Below are 19,388 nucleotides of genomic sequence, written 5' to 3'. Positions count from 1 at the left end.
ACAAACAATCACTTAAAAAATTAATAACGTTTTACGATCTTAATTTTTTATTTTAATACCCACATTTCACTCCCTCCAGTCGGAAAATAAATCTTATTATCTTCTACAATTGGTGTTGAAATTCCGTAATAAAATTGTTGAACAAAATTTATTTTCCCTGTTTTAATATTTAAAGAATATAAATTCCGATTCATAGTTCCAAAATAAATATTCCCTTTAAAGCTTATAATCTTACTTTCAACTTGATCATTTTTTAAATCTAATACCCAATTTGTTTTTCCGTTTTCAATATTCACAGAAACAACTTTGTTATCATACGTACTTAAAATTATACTTTTGTTTGCAACGCAAGGTTCATAAAACACATCGCAGTTAAAAGATTCTGACCAAATTTCGTTTCCAGTCTCATAATCCAACATCAAAATTTCCCCTTGTTTGAAATCTTTATTAAGACAAACTAAAAGTCCTTTTTCTGTTTTAATCTGGTTTAAGTTTGAATATTTTTTATATTTGTTTTCCCAAATATTTTTTCCACTTTTGTTATCGATTGCTAAAAGTTTAGCGTCATGTTCTGACAAACCTAAATATACCCTATTTTCAAAAAACTCAGGTTCGTTTGTTTCGGTAATATTTGAATCTTTAGGCAAATACCAAACCACTTTACCATCTTTTTTATTTAGTTTACTAAATCCGTTTCCTTGAACTGAGCCATAAATATAGTTGCCATTCTCAGCCAAATCCTTTCTTAAATTCATCTCGCCATTAACTTGCCATTTTAACTTTCCTAAAGAATCAAAACAACTTAATTCAGCGTTATAATCCGCTAAAAACAAATCTTGACCATCTATTAATGGTTTATAAAACGGATTATAGTCCGATTTAAATTTCAATTTTACTTTAGCATTTTCTAAATTTACAGCATAGAAATTCCTATGTAAATCTCCGAAATACAACATTTTATTTTTTACTACTAATGTTGTCGGAGTCCAATCAAACGACTTGTTTCGCCATAACAATTTTACATATTTCTTATTATCATCAACTACAGTCTCCCTATCTTTTTTACAAGCAAAAAGGCAAATTAAAAAAACAAATATTACAACATTTCTTGCTTTCATTCTTATTGTGTTTTTTAACAAAAACCTCATTAACTTATACATTAAAAAAGAATTTTATCATTTCGGCTTTTAGACCACTAAAAACCATAAACAAAACTCTACTATCAGCGAATATATGAAATATCTTTATCACAAGTATTTCAAATAACCACATACAACCTAGAAGAATTTTTACAACAATTAATTAAACCACTATGGACTAAAAGTTCATAGATTTAGTTAGCAGACTGAAAGCCTGCAAGGCTACAATACTTATTTATTAACCGCAAATTACACAAATTAGCGCTAATTAATTTGTGGAAATTTGTGCAATTTGTGGCTAAAATATTTTTTAGAAGCTAAAACAAAATGCACTAAAGCACATAGTGTTAAACTATATTAGAGACCAAATAAATTAAAATGAACAAATCAATCCATTTATTTGCCATTACTGGAGGTCCCGGATGCGGCAAAACAACAATTATCGAAGAATTAAAAAAAAGAGGTTATAATTGTGTAGACGAAGTAGCACGTGAAATAATTAAGGAACAAGTACAATCAAATGGAAATGCTTTGCCTTGGGCAGACAAAGAAAAATTTACATTATTAATGCTGGAACACTCGATTGAAACCTATACAAAAAACAAAGACAATGCTTTAATCACCTTTTTTGACAGAGGAATTCCAGACACTTTAGCGTACGCAAATTTAATTGGTTTAAAACCTCCTCCAGAACTCACAGAGGCAGTTAAAAAATACCAGTATAATCCGATTGTATTTATCCTGCCTCCTTGGGAAGAAATTTACCAGACAGATACCGAACGCAAACAATCTTTTCAAGAAGCAATAGACACCTATAAAGCAATAAAAAACACCTATAATGGTTGTGGTTACCAATTAATAGAAGTCCCAAAATTAGGAACAAAGGAAAGAGTCAATTTTATCTTATCGACTATAGAAAATAAATAGTCTTCTTTCAATCAATATCTATTTTACCAATAAAAGAACTTTATCATCATAATTAGAATTACACCAGATATGTTTTTCTATAACAGCTTTAGGAACTTCTCTATTTTTTCTATTATTATCTTCAAATCCGAATTTATTATAGAAATTGCTTAGCTTTTCAAATGGCAAACACCAAGTGTTTTTATCTTTATTTTGATTCTTATCAATAAGAAATTCAATAATTTTTTCTGCGATTTTAAGTCCTCTAAACTCTTCAAAAACAAACATTCCTCCAAGTTCACAATTAGCATCATCAATATTTACAATTCTTCCCAGACCACATTTTGCATCACCCATTTCTGCTATAGCAATGATTTCATTTTCAAAATTTGAATGCACAAAATCAATTTCAGAATATTTAGAATTTATCCAATCTATTTCATCCTTGTTTGCTAATCTAATCACAATCTTATCCATCACTTAAATTATATTATTTTTAATTTATAACATCTCAAAATCAAAGCAGTATTTTATCTAGTTAAAAATTATTCGGTCTGTCCAAAATTATGCATACAACACTTTCGAAACATACAAAATCCCTTTTGCCAACAACCACAATAAAGCTGCCATACCGAGAAAACCCCATGCCCATGATCCGTTTCTTCTTTTCCAACTAAAGTAAAATGTTGGAATCTCCCAATATTTAATAACAATAAAAATGCATGCTCCAACTAATGATACCCAAATCATTTCACCCGATTTAATACTAAAACCATAAAACAAAACAGATAAAAAGAAAAGAACTGTGACAAATTGCAAGTAAAAATAATTTTTATAATTATGGCTGTAATTAACCTTTACAGATAAAATTAAAAACGACAGAACCAACAGCGAAGTCAATGCAATTATAATATACGATAACGCAGCGTTTGATTGCCACAAAAACACGACATCTATAAACAAAGCCAAAACCGTACAAGTTGCAAGAGAATAAATACCTCTTTCTACATAAACATCCTTATAAGGTATTAAAACAGGATACATGTATTTTTCTAGCAATCTCCAAACAGGAAAAGCATAAATTGCAGCAAGACCAGACACAACAACTTCATAATTATAAAACACATCCTCTGGCACTTTATACAATACATACAAAATAGCAACCGTAACAATAATTGCAGGAAAGCAAATTGTTTTTACCACTTCCCACCTATCTTGTTCCCAAAAATTACTTTTTATTTTGTAGATGTATCCACGAACAAGATACTTTTTAGTAAACAATGCTGTAGATTGACTCCACAATAAAAAGAACCCAACATGAATAATAACTGTACGCAGTACCATATCTTCTACACTACACCCAAGAACAACACAAACTGCACCAATCAATAGTAATTCATACGTTAACAAAACTTCCGAAAACAGTACTTTAAACAAAGGTTCAAATTGCTTTATAAGCATTCTGATAATAGCTCCCCAATAATTACGCAACAAACCTATTACTGCACACACCGCAATAAATGCAGCTAAGTACAACATCCAATTCGTAAATGATTGTGCTTGCATCCATAATTCGATAGCAGAGTTTTTTACTGGAGTATATAAAACATGAGAATTAACAAATATTTCATTAGCCAACTCATCTCTTATACTATCATTTATGGCAGGAAACTGACTTTTGTATTTTTCCCAATACACATTGGCATCAGAACCATTTTTCTGTAAAATAGCAAATTCATATAAAATTCTTTTTTGTGATTCATCAAGTGATACAATTTGATTTGCAATATGACCAGATACACTTTTCGCATACACAGTGACACAAAAAAACAATAGAAGTAATAATATTCTTTTCAAAACTAAAATAGATTTATCTAATCAAAAGTAGTAATAATAAAACTATCCAGAACCAGGACAAAAAACTTTAAGAATGCAATTTCGTAGATTTTCGCATTAATTTAGTAAATCTTAAAACCTAAATTAAGGAGACACAAATCACAAATTGATTATAAGCAACAGCCTAAAAACGAAAAACCCGTTTGCCTTGGCAAACGGGTTTTATAATAATATAGAATCTTAGTTATTATGCTTCGAATGGAAGTATAGAAACGTATGATTTATTATCTCTTTTCTTTTGGAACTTTACAACTCCATCTACTCTTGCGTGTAGAGTGTGATCTTTACTAATGTAAACGTTTTCACCTGGATTATGTTTTGAACCTCTTTGTCTAACGATGATGTTCCCAGCAATAGCAGCTTGACCTCCAAAAATCTTAACGCCTAAACGTTTTGATTCTGATTCTCTACCATTCTTCGAACTACCGACACCTTTCTTGTGAGCCATGACGTATGAGTTTAAATATTGTTATTATTCTTTAGTAGCTTCTTTTTTTGCTTTTGGAGCTGCTTTTTTCGCTTTAGGAGCTTCTACTTCTTCAGTAGCTACTTCTTCTGCTACAACCGCTTTTTTAGCCGCTGCTTTTTTAGTTCCTCCTGCTGCAGTAATACCTTCAATTACAATTTGAGTAAGATATTGTCTGTGACCATTTCTCTTTTTGTAACCTTTTCTTCTTTTCTTTTTGAAAACGATTACTTTGTCTCCTTTTAAGTGTTGTAACACTTTAGCTTCTACTGAAGCACCTTCTATAGCTGGGGCGCCTAAAGTTACATTCCCATTATCATCTAATAAAAGAACTTTGTCAAAAGAAACTTTTGAACCTTCTTCATTAGCTAATCTGTGAACGAAAACCTTTAAGTCTTTGCTTACTTTAAATTGTTGCCCTGCTATCTCTACGATTGCATACATACCAAATTGATTTATTGATTTTTAAGGTTGCAAATATACAATTAATAATTTACTGTGCAATTTCTTAAAGTAAAATTATTCTATGTTCTTTAATTCCTGTTTTTCAAGACTTTTCAAATAGTTAAAAATCACTATTGTAGTAAAATACTGTTAAACATTCATCAAAAGATAAGCCATTTTCTAAATCCTAATTAAAAAAAGTTATTTTTGGTGTAACTATTTTAATTAATCATTACTAATTAATTGTAATTGAAAAAATTATTAACCTCTATGAAAAAACCATTAATTATGCTAAGCGCAGCACTTATGTTAGGTGGAGTAGCTTCGGCTCAAAAAGTAGCTTTTGAAGAATACGATTTAGATAACGGCATGCACGTTATTCTACACAATGATCCTTCTGCACCAGTTGTCATAACCTCAGTAATGTATCATGTAGGATCAAAAGACGAAACTCCGGACAGAACAGGTTTTGCACACTTTTTTGAACACCTATTATTTGAAGGAACCGAAAATATAAAACGCGGTGAATGGATGAAAATTGTAACCGCCAATGGTGGAACCAATAATGCCAACACTTCAGACGACAGAACGTATTATTATGAAGTTTTCCCTTCTAACAATCTTGAATTAGCAATATGGATGGAATCTGAAAGATTAATGCATCCTGTAATAAACAAAATTGGGGTTGATACCCAAAATGAAGTTGTTAAAGAAGAGAAAAGAACCCGTTATGACAACCAACCTTACGGAAATATTCTTCCAGAGGTAAAGAAAAACATGTTCAAAAATCATCCTTATCGCTGGACAACAATTGGCTCCATGAAAGATTTAGATGCCGCAACTCTTGAAGAATTTAAAGCTTTCAACAAAAAATTCTATACTCCAAACAATGCCGTTTTAGTAATTGCTGGAGATTTTGACAAAGCCAAAACAAAAGAGTGGGTTCAAAAATATTTTGGACCAATCCCAAAAGGACAATCATTACAAAAACAAACTTACACAGAAGAGCCAATAACTCAACCTATCAAAGCAACTTACGAAGATCCTAACATCCAAATTCCGATGTTGATTGCGTCTTACAGAACTCCATCTATGAAAACCAGAGATGCAAGAGTTCTAGATTTAATATCTTCTTATTTAAGTGATGGAAAAAGCTCAAAACTATACAAGAAAATAGTTGACGATAAAAAAATGGCTTTACAAATTGGTGCAGTTGGTTTTAGCCAGGAAGATTATGGTATGTACATTTTATACGGATTACCTATGAATCCTTACACATCTGCTGATTTATTAAAAGAAATTGATGAAGAAATTGTAAAACTTCAAACCAACTTAATTTCTGAGAAAGATTACGAAAAACTACAAAACAAGTTCGACAATAATTATGTTAACTCTAACTCAAGCGTAGAAGGAATTGCCGAAAATTTAGCTAGTTATTACCTACTTTATGGTGATGTAAATCTTATAAATACCGAAATCGACCTCTATCACTCTATCACCAGAGAAGAAATTAGAGATGTTGCAAAAAAATATCTGAATCCTAATCAACGTTTAATTTTAGACTACGTTCCTAGCACAAAGGCACAAAATTAAGACTCTTAGAATCATGAAAAAAAGACAAATTATTTTAATCCTTTTATTCGTAACAGGAATTATGCAAGCACAAGATCGCCCGCAACCAAAACCAGGAAACTCACCCGTAGTAAACATAAAAAAACCACAAACCTTTGTTTTAGCAAATGGTATGAAAGTTTTAGTTGTCGAAAATCACAAACTACCAAGAGTGAGTTTTAATTTAACACTAGACAACGCTCCATTTGTAGAAGGAAACAAAAAAGGAGTAGATGAACTAACAAGTAGCTTAATTGGTAACGGAACCAAAAAAACAACCAAAGAAGCTTTTAACGAAGAAATAGATTTTTACGGAGCAAGCATCAACTTTAGTTCACAAGGTGCTTTTGCTAGTTCACTTTCTAAATATTCAGAGAGAATCCTTGAGCTTTTAGCTGAAGGTGCATTACAACCTAATTTTACCCAAGCGGAATTTGATAAGGAAAAAGCAAAAATATTAGAAGGCCTTAAAGCCGATGAAAAAAGCGTTCCTGCAATCGAAGGTAGAGTTGTTGATGCATTAGCATTTGGAAAAAATCATCCTTCGGGAGAATTTATTACCGAGCAAACTATAAAAAATGTAACTCTTGCTGACGTTGAAACTAATTACAGAAATCACTTTGTTCCCGAAAACGCTTATTTGGTAGTTATTGGAGATATAAAATTCAAAGAAACTAAAGCCGCTGTAGAAAAGCTTTTTGGAAAATGGGAGAAAAGAACACAACCAAAAGAAACCTATCCTAATCCCGTAAACGTTTCTAATCTTCAAATTAATTTTGTTGATGTTCCAAATGCGGTACAATCAGAGATAGCATTAGTGAATACTGTAAATTTAAAAATGGGTGATCCTGACTTTTTCCCAGCAGTAATAGCAAATCAAATTTTAGGTGGTGATTTTAACAGCTACTTAAACATGAATTTACGTGAAGATCACGGATGGACTTATGGTGCTAGCTCAGGCTTAGGCAGCGGAAAATACACAACTAAATTTAAAACTGCTTCTGCAGTTAGAAACGCTGTAACTGATAGTGCCGTAACTGAATTTATAAAAGAGATAAAAAGAATCCGAGCTGAAAAAGTTTCAGATGAAATCCTAAAAACTGTTAAAGCTGGATATATTGGTAGATTTGTAATGCAAGTCGAAAAACCACAAGCTGTTGCCAGATACGCATTGAATATCGAAACAGAAAATCTTCCTGCAGATTTTTATGAGAAATACATCCAAAACATAAATAATGTAACTGCCGATGAAGTACTTCGAGTAGCCAACAAATATTTCTTAATTGACAATATGAGAATTGTAATTACAGGAAAAGGCTCTGAGGTTATTCCTGGCTTAGAAAAACTAAATATTCCTATCAGCTATTTTGATAAATATGCTAATCCAGTAGAAAAACCAGTATTAAAGAAAGAAGTTCCTGCCGGAGTAACTGCTAAAACTGTTTTTAGTGATTACATAAAAGCTATTGGTGGAGAAAAAGCCGTTGCCTCTGTAAAAACAATTGCAATGCTAGGATCAACTACAATTCCTCAGGCTCCTTCTCCTTTAAGCTTCACTTCTAAGATGGATGCAAAAGGCAAAATGATGGTTTCGCTTGCTATGGGACCTATGAATTTAATGAAGCAAGTTGTTAACGAAAAAGGAGCTTACATCGAGCAACAAGGACAACGAAAAAATCTTGAAGGAAAAGATCTTACAGACATGAAAGCTAGCGCAGTTCCGTTTGAAGAATTACAACTTTCTAAAAAAGAAGGATTAACAATAGATCATATCGAGCCTATTAATAACAGCGATGCTTATGCGATAAAAGACGGTAAAACAACTTATTTCTATGATACAAAATCAGGATTAAAAGTTGCTGAATCTAAAATAGCAGAACAAGCTGGGCAGACCGTTACACAAACCACCAATTTTGGCGATTATAAAGAAGTAAAAGGAGTTAAAGTTCCTTTTAATATCGTTCAAAATGTAGGTTTTGAACTAAACATCAAAATGTCTGAAGTAAAAATCAACGAAGGAGTTTCTGATGCTGATTTTCTTTAGAAGGTTCAAAGGCGCAGAGGCTCAAAGTGACAAAGGTTTCTAAGTTACTGAGATTCTGAGTTGCTAAGGCTCTAAGATTTTAAAGGCTTTGTCAAAGTTTACACTTTGACAAAGCTTTTTTTTATGCAGTTTTTTTGTGAGGCTGAGCATAACTGAAGCCCTTTACGCCCTTCGACTACGCTCAGTCTGACACACGTTTCAAAATCAACTTTACATATTACTTTTCACAAAAACATCTTACTTTTTACAAAAAACATTTCACAAACTAAAATCATTTTTTAGCCGACAGATAAACCCCTATTAAAACAATAAACGCGCCCAAAAGCTGAATTGGTGTAAGTAGTTCATTATCCAGAAATCCCCAAAAGAAAGCTACTATAGGAATTAAATACGTTACTGAAGTTGCAAATACTGGCGATGACATTTGTATCAATTTAAAAAACAAAACATTGGCAATTCCTGTTCCTACTACTCCAAGGATAATTATATACAAAATTGAATTCTGTACTTTATCATCATACATTACTTCACCAAAACCTGTAAAACTCAAAATTACAATTGCAGGAATCAATAATACTGCAAAGTTTCCTGTAGTAATACTCAGCGAACTTAAATCAGACAAATACCTCTTAATCAAGTTTACATTTATTGCATAACAAAGCGAAGCTATCACAACTAAAATAGCATAGTAATAGTTTTGCTCCGGATGACTCATTGCTCCATTAAAAACCAAAAGCAAACATCCTATTAAACCAATAAAAACGCCAAAGATTTGTCGCCTCTGGAATTGAATTCCAAAAATAACAGCTCCAATTACCAATGTATTTAATGGTGTAAGCGAATTTAATATTGCCGTAATCGAGCTATCAATTTCAGTTTCGGCAATAGCAAAAAGATAAGCAGGCGTAAAAGTTCCAAAAACAGAAGTCAATGCAATATACTTCCATTGTCCTAGCGGAATTTTAGCCAGACTCTTAAAACCAACCAAAAATAAAAATAAGGATGCAAAAATAATTCGCAATGAACCCAATTGAATTGCGGTTAAACCAACAAGTCCCTTTTTTATCAATATAAAAGAACTTCCCCAAACCAAGGCCAATACTGTTAAGTAAACCCACTTCAATTGTCTTGAATCCATAATAGTTGTTTTACTGCAAAATTGTAATAAATTTATGAATTCCTCACTCGTTTTTTATTAATTTTGCAAACAAATCCTGTTGTAAACTATTAAAACAAAACAATATGAAAATCGTAAAATCAATCGCAGCTTTAGCAATTGCAAGCCTTTTGTTTATAAGCTGTAAAAAGAATGAAACAGAAGAAATTAAGCCAGTAGCTACAACTGAAGCAGCTGCTCCAAAAGTACATAAAGAAATTGCTGCTCAAAACGTGCAAACTGCAAGTTTTAATATCGAAGGAATGACTTGTGCAATGGGATGCGCTAAAACTATCGAAAGTGAATTATCTGACTTAGATGGCGTACAAGAAGCAAAAGTAGATTTTGACAAAAAAACTGCTACTGTAACTTTTGACAAAACTATTCAGAACCCAGAAAACTTAACTAAAATAGTTCAGGCTACTGGAGACGGAAAAACATATAAAGTTTCGAATATGAAATCATAATTCCAACGATTTTTACCACAAAAAAAAAGAGCATTCATAACGAATGCTCTTTTTTTATAGTTCTATTTTTCTCTACTTCCACTTAATGGTTTCCATTAAATGCTGCATATCGTTTTTAATATAACTCGCAGCTGGCATTATCGAATCAAAATTAGGCTTAGCATAAAAGTAAACTGAACCTGTTACAAAGTGCTTAATACTGTCTGTGATGTAAAATTGAGAGTTTGTAGCCGCATTTCCATCAACTTGATAAAACATACCGTATAATTTTTTATCAGGGTTTAAATAAGGCTGTTCTAATATATCATCGGCTTTTATAACATGCTCATACGTTAACTTTTGAGCATCTTTCAATAATTTATTAATATCACCATTTACTGGTTTATACGTAAGATAAATAGTTGCTTTCATTTTTGGATACGAAATCATGAATCCACAATCCTTTTCCCCTTTTATAACAGCTTCTGCATTCATTTCAAAAGCAAATGGACATTGGTTTTCAAAATTCACATATTTAGCTTCAGCATAGTCCAACCTTAAATAACTCGCCGGTTTAGGCACAACATCGTCTTTACAACTAAATACAGTTATCGTCATTATAAAAAGTACGATTATGGCAATTGATTTTTTAAGCATTTTATTATTCTATTGTTACTTTTATTTGTTTTATTCTTTTGCTGTCCACAGCTTCTATTGTAAAAGTACAGTTCTGGAAAGTGATTTTTTGATTCTTCTTAGGAAAGTTCCCTATAATCTCCAAAATAAAACCACCTAATGTTTCAGCTTCTCCTTTTTGTATCTCAAACAAATCCTCATTAACATCTATGATTCTGTAAAAATCTTTTAAATTTATTTTTCCTTCAAACAAGTAATTCTTATCATCTATCTGAGAGAAATTAATATGTTCATCATCAAATTCATCACTAATATCTCCTACTATTTCTTCGATTACATCTTCTAAAGAAACCAATCCCGAAGTTCCACCATACTCATCAACAACAATTGCTAAATGGCTTTTCATACTCTGAAAATCTTTTAATAAGTTATCTAACTTTTTATTTTCTGGCACAAAAAACGGTTCTCGTATAAGCGTAACCCAATCAAAATCTTTATTATCTATATAAGGAAGTAAGTCTTTAACAAACAAAACTCCTTCAATCTGGTCAATATTATCACGATAAACTGGAATTCTAGAATATCCTTTTTCAATTATTTTAGGATAGATAGCCGCAAAAGGTTCTGAAATTTCTAATGCAAAAATATCAATTCTAGGACTCATTACTTGTTTTGTATCGGTATTTCCGAAAGAAACAATTCCTTCTAATATTTTTTGTTCTTCTGTCGAAGTATCATCCGAATCCGTAAGCTCTAATGCCTGAGACAACTGACCTACCGAAAAACTAGTTTTTTGTTTCCCTAATTTGTTATGCAAATAAATAGTTGCAGAACGCATTGGCAAACTTACCGGAGAAAGCAATTTATCCAATATTGCTATTGGGTACGCAACTCGTTGTGCAAATTTAAGATTGTTACGACTCGCATATACCTTAGGCAAAATCTCGCCAAACAACAATATTAAAGATGTAACCAGGATTACCTCTAGAATAAATTTTAAAACCGGAGAAATAACTGCGTCAAAAATATCTCTACCTACAAAAGAGAATAAAATAACAACTCCAATGTTAATAAAGTTATTGGCTACGAGCAATGTCGCTAAAAGTTTTTTGGGTTTATCCAAAAGATTAGAAATGATTCTTCCTTTGGACACGTTTTCTTGTAATGCTTCGTCTATCTCTTTTTGAGACAGCGAAAAAAGTGCTACTTCGGCACCAGAAACAATGGCCGAACAAAAAAGTAAAATAAAAATTCCAACAAAACCAACAATCAGGTTGGTATCTAAGGCGCTTGCAACGTATAAACTGGGCTCTGGGTCCAAATTAAAAAGAATTAGTTAAACAATCAAAATGGCAAATCATTTATAGGTAAGCCATCATTTGAAGCATCAAAGTTAGTGTTTTTTGATGATTCTGAAGGAGGATTTTGTTTCTGGTTCTCTGTCTCTTTTTTAGTAGTTAAGAAAGTGAACTCAGTTACCTGAATCTCGGTTGTATGCTTTGTCGAACCATCTTCGGCTTGCCATTGACGGGATTTTATTCGACCTTCGATATAAATTTTATCTCCTTTAGATAAATATTTTTCACAGATTTCTGCGGCTTTATTCCGTACCACCAAGTTATGCCACTCTGTAGAAGTGATTTTCTCATTGGTCGTTTTATTTATATAAACCTCATTAGTTGCTAATTGAAATCGCCCAATGCAATTTCCACCATCAAAATAATGCATTTTTACATCGTCACCTAAATGACCTATTAACATCACTTTATTTAATGTTCCGTTCATGGTTTATTATAGTATTTCTATCAAAGATACATTTTTTTAGAAACTTATTTATTCTGATTCGATAAAATTATGAATCACAATCGGAAATGGATATGTTTTTAAATCCTGAGCATTAATCCCATTTACAATCGTCTCTTTTAACTTTATCTTCCAAAATTTGATATACAAATGCTGGTGCGACAACTTATGAATTATACTTTTCGGATTACACTCTTCTATACCTATAATAGAATACTCCCTGAAAAAGTCCTCCTGGATACGCATCGAAACAAAATCAAAATCTTTTTCGGCATCCGTTTCTAATAACGGGAACTCATAAAGATTATGCCAAATTCCTTTAGCAGTTCGTTTTTGCAAAACCGTATTACCCAATTCATCCTCCACAACCAGATAATTAAAATATCTATTAGTTACTTTTAGTTTTTTAGATTTTACTGGCAACTCACTTACTTTCTTCTTTTGCAAAGCCACGCAGCTATCATCAAAAATACAAATGGAGCAATCCGGACTTTTAGGCACACATTGTAATGCACCAAACTCCATTATAGCCTGATTAAAAATTGCAGGATTATCTTTAGGCATTAGTTCATATGCCAGAGCTGCAAATTCTTTTCTAGCCGAAGCTGCCGCAATATCAGTTTCTATATCGAAGTAACGTGATAAAACTCGAAATACATTTCCGTCGACAACAGGAACAGCTTCATTATAAGAAAATGATGCAATTGCCGCTGCCGTATATTCCCCTACTCCTTTTAGTTTTAATAAATCATTATAGCTCCCAGGGAAGATTCCATTTAATTCATTAGCGATAAATTGTGCTGTTTGATGTAAATTTCTTGCACGAGAATAGTACCCTAATCCCTGCCAAAGTTTCAAAACTTGCTCTTCATCGGCTTTAGCCAAATCAAAAACAGTAGGAAATGCTTTTGTAAAAGACAAAAAATAAGGCATTCCTTGGGCTACTCTTGTCTGTTGAAGCATTATTTCTGATAGCCAAATGGGGTAAGAATCAGTGGTATTACGCCATGGTAAATCGCGTTTATTTTGTAAATACCATTTTATCAATTGTTTAGAAAAACTCATCATTAAATATTAGACAACAAAAGTAAAAGTTTATGTAATTAAAATTTAACGAATTAGCTTGAATATTTGTTTTTTTAATTCCTATATTTGCAAACTCAAAAAATAGTATACCATTATAAATAGGAAAGAAAATGACGAAAGCAGATATCGTAGCGAAAATTTCAGAAAAATTAGGTCTTGAAAAAGGTGACGTTCAAGCAACTGTAGAGACTTTTATGAATGAAGTAAAAACTTCATTAGAAACTGGAGACAATGTTTATTTAAGAGGGTTTGGTAGTTTTATTGTAAAAACCAGAGCTGAAAAAACTGGAAGAAACATTTCTAAAAACACCACTATTAAAATTCCAGCACACAACATTCCTGCGTTTAAACCTGCAAAAGTTTTTGTAGAAGGAGTAAAAATCAATAACGAAGCAAAATAATACTATTAATTAATCATAAAATCGATAAGATATGCCAAGTGGTAAAAAAAGAAAGAGACATAAGGTAGCAACGCACAAACGTAAAAAAAGAGCGAGAGCTAACCGCCACAAGAAGAAAAAGTAGTTTTAAACTACTTTTTTCTTTTTAAACGTTCATTGAAATTTGGGAAATTTCAAAAATTCCAAAAATTAAAATCCAAAATCCAAAAATTGAGAAATTAATCTTGATTCTATTGGAATTTGGAGTTTTAAAATTGAGATTTAAGTTTCCCTCCCGGGTTCAATACCTGTTAAAAAATATTGTTTAATCCATCCTAACAATTCAGTTATGAGTTATACGTTATGAGTTTAAGAGTTGCAAAAACTATGAACTGAAAACTGTTAATTGAAAACTAAAAAGTTCGGATAAAAATTTACAAATGAATAAAGAATTAATCATTAGATCAAGTTCTGATTTCGTAGATTTTGCCTTATTAAAAGATGGAAAACTAATTGAATTACACAAGGAAGAAGAGAAAAGCAATTTTCAAGTTGGTGATATTTTTATAGCCAAAATACGAAAACCCGTTGCTGGACTTAATGCTGCTTTTGTAAATGTAGGCTTCGAAAAAGATGCCTTTTTACATTATCACGATTTAGGACCTAACTTAGCTTCCCAACTGAAATTCATAAAACTTGTAAGCGCAGGTAAATTAAAAGATTTCTCCCTAAAAACCTTTCAGTTTGAAAAAGAGATTGATAAAGACGGCACCATTACTGATATTTTAAGTGCTAATCAATCTGTTTTAGTACAAGTCGTAAAAGAACCAATATCTACTAAAGGTCCAAGAATTAGTGCAGAACTATCTTTGGCTGGACGTTTTATTGTTTTAGTCCCTTTTTCTGACCGTGTCTCTATTTCACAAAAAATAGAAGATAAAAAAGAAAAGGATCGCTTAAAAAAACTTGTATTATCGATCAAACCTAAAGGATTTGGTGTTATTGTTCGTACAGTAGCCGAAGGCAAAAACGTAGCCGAATTAGAAAAAGATTTGCAGAACCTGCTTAGCAGATGGACTGCAATGTGTAAAAAATTACCAACTGCTCATCATCCATCCAAAGTATTAGGAGAACTCAATAGAGCTTCTTCAATATTAAGAGATGTATTTAATGATACCTTTAGTGGTATTCAAATTGATGATGAAGAGTTGTACCATCAAACGAAGGATTATCTGCAAGAAATTGCACCTTCAAAACAATCGATTGTTAAGTTTTATCAATCAAATGATACTCCAATTTTCGAGAAATATAATATAGAGAGACAAATCAAAACTTCATTTGGCAGAACCGTTTCCATGAGCAAAGGGGCTTATCTTATTATCGAACACACTGAAGCTTTACACGTTATAGACGTAAATAGCGGAAACCGTTCTAATAAGGCCACTAATCAAGAAGACACAGCCATGGAAGTTAATATGATTGCCGCCGCTGAAATTGCCAGACAATTACGTTTGCGCGATATGGGTGGAATAATCGTAGTTGATTTTATTGATATGTCTAATCCTGAAAATAGGAAAGTCTTGTTCGACTTCTTGCGAGAAGAAATGAGCGACGATAAAGCAAAACATAAAATCTTACCGCCTAGCAAATTTGGATTAGTCCAGATTACAAGACAAAGAGTAAGACCCGAAGTAAACATTAAAACTAGAGAAGAAGATCCTAACAATGAAAATGGCGAAATTGAAGCGCCAATTTTAATCATTGATAAAATATCATCTGATTTAGACAGACTTTTAAAAACCCACAAAAAAGTTGTGCTTAACACACATCCATTTGTGGCTGCATACCTCAGTAAAGGTTTTCCATCAATACGTTCAAAATGGTTTTTTGAACATAAAAAATGGGTAAAAATCATACCTCGTGACGCTTACACGTATTTAGAATATCATTTCTATGATAAAGATGGAAATGTTATTAAAGAATAAAACAAGAAACCGCCTTTCGTCCCGATAACTATCGGGAGACTGGCGGTTTTTTTGTGCTTATAAATTAAACCAAAAAACAGTTAACAAACCCAGCAAGTTAAAGTGTTTTCTTATATTTGATTCGATTTAAAATAATAAAATCAACTGAAAATGCTTTCAACAAAACACTTATATATTTCCTCAAAGAAGATAAACATATACCATCTTCTAATCATTTTTGTTTTATTCACATCCAAAATATCAGCTCAAAATGACACTATCTTTTTTGATTCGAATTGGAAAAAATCCAACAAAGAAGCTGCTATTTATTACAGAATCAAACCGATAAAAATAAAAACAAAAAGTGCAGTTGGCTACAAAATAACAAATACTGACTCGCTTTATGTAATTAATGATTACTATTTAAAAAGCAACAAAATACAATTTCAAGGATATTCCAAAGACTCTGAAGGCGAATACTTAGTTGGCAATGCAAAATGGTATGATGAAAACGACAACAAATCCGATACCAGAGAATTCAATTACAAACCAAACAACAATGCATCAGGGTTTAAAATTCCTCAATGGCCAATCCTTTATCTTGGCTATTCGATTGCAACTAAAAGTCAATTTACTGGCGGATTAGAATTTTGTTTAGATTGCAAAGAAGAAAACAAACTTTTTCTAGGCTTGGGATACGGAATTACAAGTTATGACGGCAAATATTACGGTTTGCCAGATATACATTTATCTTATAACATTCAGAAATCTATTTTTATAAAAGCTGGTGGATCAGATAAAAGTGCTTACGCATTAGCTGGTCTTACTTTTTTAAATATCATTGATTTAGGCTTTGGATATTCAGCTCCTTTTGACAAAGAAAAAATCCCTGTAATTAAAGGTTTTACTTTTGGAATCACTTTTAGATTTACCAATAACAAAAATGTTTATGGTCGTTTAAGAATGTTTTAATCCTATTTATTCCCGCACTACCTCAACTCTTCGTCTAATTTCATTTCCTAATTCATCTACAACTGTAACATAATGGAATCCAGCAGTCATTACAATGGGTTTTTCATGAAAGACTTTAGTAACGCCTTTATACACATTATCTACATACCAAAACAACTGACTTTCTCTTTGTGAATATGCCACTTTAAAAATCACTGGCTGTATTTCGCTATTAAAATTTTTGGTCAAATAGATTTTGCTATTGGCTTTAGGATAAATAAAATCCATTGCAGCAGTTTGTGTCCCAACGCAATTATCTCTAAATGGCGGCAATGGCATGTATTCTATATGCTTGCTTTTATAATACCAAGCCATTACAGGAGGTAAAACAAACCAATTTTTCACAACCATATTTTCAACACTTTCACAACTACTATTTACCTGAAATTTTTCTGTTTGATCCAAATGTACTGTTTTGTGATACGGACAAATAGAAGTCGTTTTTCCTTTTCGGGCAACCCATTGTTTTATTTTAGGACAACCATCTTTTGCCAAGTGTCCGCTTAAACGACAAACCTCAACCTCATCTAAATCTCCATAAGGTGTTGTAAACCATTTTTGCCTTGGTAATAAATTAAATACATCAAATAAAATTGGTGCAGCACTTGTAACTCCTGTTAAGGTTGGTCTTCCCTCGCCAGTTGCATTTCCTACCCAAACTCCGACTACATATCTGGAATTTGTTCCTATTGCCCAAGCATCGCGATTACCAAAGCTTGTCCCTGTTTTCCAAGCTATTTTAAGCGAACTATCATAAAATTTCCAAGCTTCATCTCCTTCTGGTCTATTTACCTCTTCCATGGCGTTATACGTTAACCAAATTGACCCCGCGCCTAAGATGTTCTTCTGCGTACTTTCGTCGCCAAAATCAGACTCAAAATCGTTTTCATAATTTAGCTCTGTAAATTCGTTTGTTCGATATTTACCGTTGCTTTTATTAAAATAATTTATTGTCGAGGACATACTCGCATAACTACGACATAAATCCCATAAATTACTTTCGGCTCCGCCAAGAATAAGCGACAATCCGTAATGATCTGGCGGTTTGGAAATATTTCTTAATTTGAATTTTTGCAGTTCTTCATAAAACTTATTTACTCCAAAATCCTGCAACATAAGCACTGAAGGAATATTAAGCGAACGCGATAAAGCACGGTGAGCCGGAACAGCTCCATCGAATGTCAGATTAAAATTCTGAGGTGTATAACCCGCAATTTGAGTTGGTACATCTGCAACCAGAGTATTGGGTAATATCTCACCATCATCGAGCATTGCTGCATATAATAATGGTTTTAAAATACTTCCTGTACTTCTTGGTGCATCTATAATATCAACATCTTTTTGATGATCTCCATCTGTTGGAGAATTCCCTACATAACTTATCACATTTCTGTTAGAAACATCAATTACTAAAATTGCCAGATTATTAACTTCATTCTGTTTGTATTGATTGTAATAATATTTTGCGATTTGGTTTACCCTATTTTGCAAAGCAAACTCAACTGTAGTTTTTACTCTCGTTCCCTCTTGATTTTTAGCCACGCGCTGTAATAAATGTGGCGCTATTTGTGGCAAATCATAAGGCTTTTTAGGCAAAGGTTCTTCTATCGAGAGTTCATAGGTTTGCTTATCAATAATACCTTCTTGGTTAAGCTTACGCAAAAGACGATTCCGTTTTTCTAATAATTTAATTTGATTCTTTCCCGGATAAATTAAACTCGGCGCATTTGGCAAAACCGCCAAAGTTGCATTTTCTGCCCATGATAATTGATTGGATTTTACTCCAAAATATCTCCATGAAGCCATTTCTAATCCAACAACATTTCCTCCAAAAGGAGCATGTGCTGCATATAACTCTAAAATTTCATCTTTAGAATATCCTAACTCCAATCTTGTTGCAAGAATAACCTCGACTAGTTTTTCAAAATAAGTTCTACCTTTTCCTTTTCTTGATAATCGGATTACTTGCTGTGTAAGCGTACTTCCTCCTCTTACAACTTTACCAGCTTTCCTGTTTTGCTTAATAGCATTGACCATTGCAACAGGATTAAATCCGGGATGCTTATAAAAATACTCATCTTCAAAATACACTATACATTTCTTGAATTTATCCGGAACACTATCCTGCGCAGGAAAACGCCATTGCCCATCACGTGCAATCTTAGCTCCTAATAATTCTCCTTCCTTACTCTCAATAACTGTAGAATAGGGTTCTTGAAATAATGTTCGTGGCAACGAAAAATAATAAATCACCACTAACAAAAATGCTAGTAGTGATTTTATTTTATTCTGTTTAATCCAATTTATAATGCGTTGAAGGAACGCTTTTAATTTATTTTTCAACGTAGTAATTTATTTAACCGCAAAGTTCGCAAAGTTTTTTTCGCACGCAGATTTAGC

General features: G+C 32.4%; 18 protein-coding genes. 7 read left to right on the top strand and 11 right to left on the bottom strand.

The features are described from left to right. Window positions 1–47: 47 nt before the first annotated feature. Window positions 48–1,118 (bottom strand): PQQ-binding-like beta-propeller repeat protein, encoded by a 1,071-nt coding sequence (locus tag ACJ6WR_RS13115; protein ID WP_409415471.1) that lies wholly within the window; start codon window positions 1,116–1,118, stop codon window positions 48–50. Window positions 1,119–1,517: 399 nt separating this feature from the next. Between ACJ6WR_RS13115 and ACJ6WR_RS13110 the strand changes: the two genes are divergently transcribed. Further along, window positions 1,518–2,066, top strand: coding sequence for an AAA family ATPase (locus ACJ6WR_RS13110; RefSeq protein WP_409415470.1), 549 nt, complete (start codon window positions 1,518–1,520; stop codon window positions 2,064–2,066). Between the two features lie 18 nt (window positions 2,067–2,084). Here the strand turns inward: ACJ6WR_RS13110 and ACJ6WR_RS13105 are convergent, their stop codons facing one another. The 4 genes from ACJ6WR_RS13105 to rplU form a co-directional block, all read right to left on the bottom strand. Then, on the bottom strand, window positions 2,085–2,522 hold the full coding sequence (locus ACJ6WR_RS13105; protein WP_409415469.1) for a GNAT family N-acetyltransferase: 438 nt from the start codon (window positions 2,520–2,522) through the stop codon (window positions 2,085–2,087). A gap of 87 nt (window positions 2,523–2,609) precedes the next feature. Next, window positions 2,610–3,902 carry a hypothetical protein gene (locus ACJ6WR_RS13100; RefSeq protein WP_409415468.1) on the bottom strand — a complete coding sequence of 431 codons (1,293 nt, stop codon included), beginning with the start codon at window positions 3,900–3,902 and terminating at the stop codon, window positions 2,610–2,612. Between the two features lie 226 nt (window positions 3,903–4,128). Further along, window positions 4,129–4,389, bottom strand: coding sequence for a 50S ribosomal protein L27 (rpmA, locus tag ACJ6WR_RS13095; RefSeq protein WP_007805051.1), 261 nt, complete (start codon window positions 4,387–4,389; stop codon window positions 4,129–4,131). A gap of 24 nt (window positions 4,390–4,413) precedes the next feature. After that, complete coding sequence (gene rplU, locus ACJ6WR_RS13090) at window positions 4,414–4,851, bottom strand: 50S ribosomal protein L21 (protein ID WP_035619759.1); 438 nt, start codon at window positions 4,849–4,851, stop codon at window positions 4,414–4,416. Window positions 4,852–5,121: 270 nt separating this feature from the next. Between rplU and ACJ6WR_RS13085 the strand changes: the two genes are divergently transcribed. Both ACJ6WR_RS13085 and ACJ6WR_RS13080 read left to right on the top strand, forming a co-directional pair. After that, window positions 5,122–6,444, top strand: coding sequence for a pitrilysin family protein (locus tag ACJ6WR_RS13085; RefSeq protein WP_039116943.1), 1,323 nt, complete (start codon window positions 5,122–5,124; stop codon window positions 6,442–6,444). A 13-nt stretch (window positions 6,445–6,457) separates the two neighbouring features. Beyond that, the gene (locus ACJ6WR_RS13080; RefSeq protein ID WP_409415467.1) at window positions 6,458–8,506 is read left to right on the top strand and encodes an insulinase family protein; all 2,049 of its coding nucleotides are present in this window, start codon (window positions 6,458–6,460) and stop codon (window positions 8,504–8,506) included. Window positions 8,507–8,777: 271 nt separating this feature from the next. Here ACJ6WR_RS13080 and ACJ6WR_RS13075 read toward each other — a convergent pair whose 3' ends face one another. After that, entirely contained in the window at window positions 8,778–9,644 is an 867-nt protein-coding gene (locus ACJ6WR_RS13075) for a DMT family transporter (protein ID WP_039116941.1), read from the bottom strand. 104 nt (window positions 9,645–9,748) lie between these two features. Between ACJ6WR_RS13075 and ACJ6WR_RS13070 the strand changes: the two genes are divergently transcribed. Then, entirely contained in the window at window positions 9,749–10,129 is a 381-nt protein-coding gene (locus ACJ6WR_RS13070) for a heavy-metal-associated domain-containing protein (RefSeq protein WP_039112424.1), read from the top strand. A gap of 72 nt (window positions 10,130–10,201) precedes the next feature. On the opposite strand, the gene gldD is transcribed toward ACJ6WR_RS13070, so the two are convergent. From gldD to mutY, 4 genes are read right to left on the bottom strand one after another with little or no spacing between them, the layout of a single operon-like run. Further along, the gene (gldD, locus tag ACJ6WR_RS13065) at window positions 10,202–10,765 is read right to left on the bottom strand and encodes a gliding motility lipoprotein GldD (RefSeq protein ID WP_409415466.1); all 564 of its coding nucleotides are present in this window, start codon (window positions 10,763–10,765) and stop codon (window positions 10,202–10,204) included. Window positions 10,766–10,769: 4 nt separating this feature from the next. Continuing rightward, window positions 10,770–12,065, bottom strand: a complete 1,296-nt coding sequence (locus tag ACJ6WR_RS13060) for a gliding motility-associated protein GldE (RefSeq protein WP_086893573.1) — start codon at window positions 12,063–12,065, stop codon at window positions 10,770–10,772. Window positions 12,066–12,088: 23 nt separating this feature from the next. After that, complete coding sequence (locus ACJ6WR_RS13055) at window positions 12,089–12,529, bottom strand: single-stranded DNA-binding protein (RefSeq protein ID WP_039112427.1); 441 nt, start codon at window positions 12,527–12,529, stop codon at window positions 12,089–12,091. Window positions 12,530–12,577: 48 nt separating this feature from the next. Then, a complete protein-coding gene (gene mutY / locus ACJ6WR_RS13050) occupies window positions 12,578–13,612 on the bottom strand; it encodes an A/G-specific adenine glycosylase (protein WP_086893572.1) in 1,035 nt (344 codons plus the stop codon). Between the two features lie 131 nt (window positions 13,613–13,743). Here mutY and ACJ6WR_RS13045 point away from each other — a divergent pair, with 131 nt between their 5' ends. The 3 genes from ACJ6WR_RS13045 (at window position 13,744) to ACJ6WR_RS13035 (ending at window position 16,949) form a co-directional block, all read left to right on the top strand. Beyond that, on the top strand, window positions 13,744–14,034 hold the full coding sequence (locus tag ACJ6WR_RS13045; RefSeq protein ID WP_039112429.1) for an HU family DNA-binding protein: 291 nt from the start codon (window positions 13,744–13,746) through the stop codon (window positions 14,032–14,034). Between the two features lie 419 nt (window positions 14,035–14,453). Then, window positions 14,454–15,998: a ribonuclease E/G gene (locus ACJ6WR_RS13040; protein ID WP_039116937.1), complete on the top strand. Its 1,545-nt coding sequence runs from the start codon at window positions 14,454–14,456 to the stop codon at window positions 15,996–15,998. A 150-nt stretch (window positions 15,999–16,148) separates the two neighbouring features. After that, window positions 16,149–16,949 (top strand): hypothetical protein, encoded by an 801-nt coding sequence (locus ACJ6WR_RS13035; RefSeq protein WP_409415465.1) that lies wholly within the window; start codon window positions 16,149–16,151, stop codon window positions 16,947–16,949. A gap of 6 nt (window positions 16,950–16,955) precedes the next feature. On the opposite strand, the gene pbpC is transcribed toward ACJ6WR_RS13035, so the two are convergent. Then, entirely contained in the window at window positions 16,956–19,331 is a 2,376-nt protein-coding gene (gene pbpC, locus ACJ6WR_RS13030) for a penicillin-binding protein 1C (RefSeq protein ID WP_409415464.1), read from the bottom strand. Window positions 19,332–19,388: the final 57 nt, after the last annotated feature.

This window comes from Flavobacterium sp. PS2, from assembly GCF_046250155.1.
Taxonomy (GTDB): Bacteria; Bacteroidota; Bacteroidia; order Flavobacteriales; family Flavobacteriaceae; genus Flavobacterium.
This window is presented reverse-complemented; position numbering and strand designations above follow the sequence as displayed.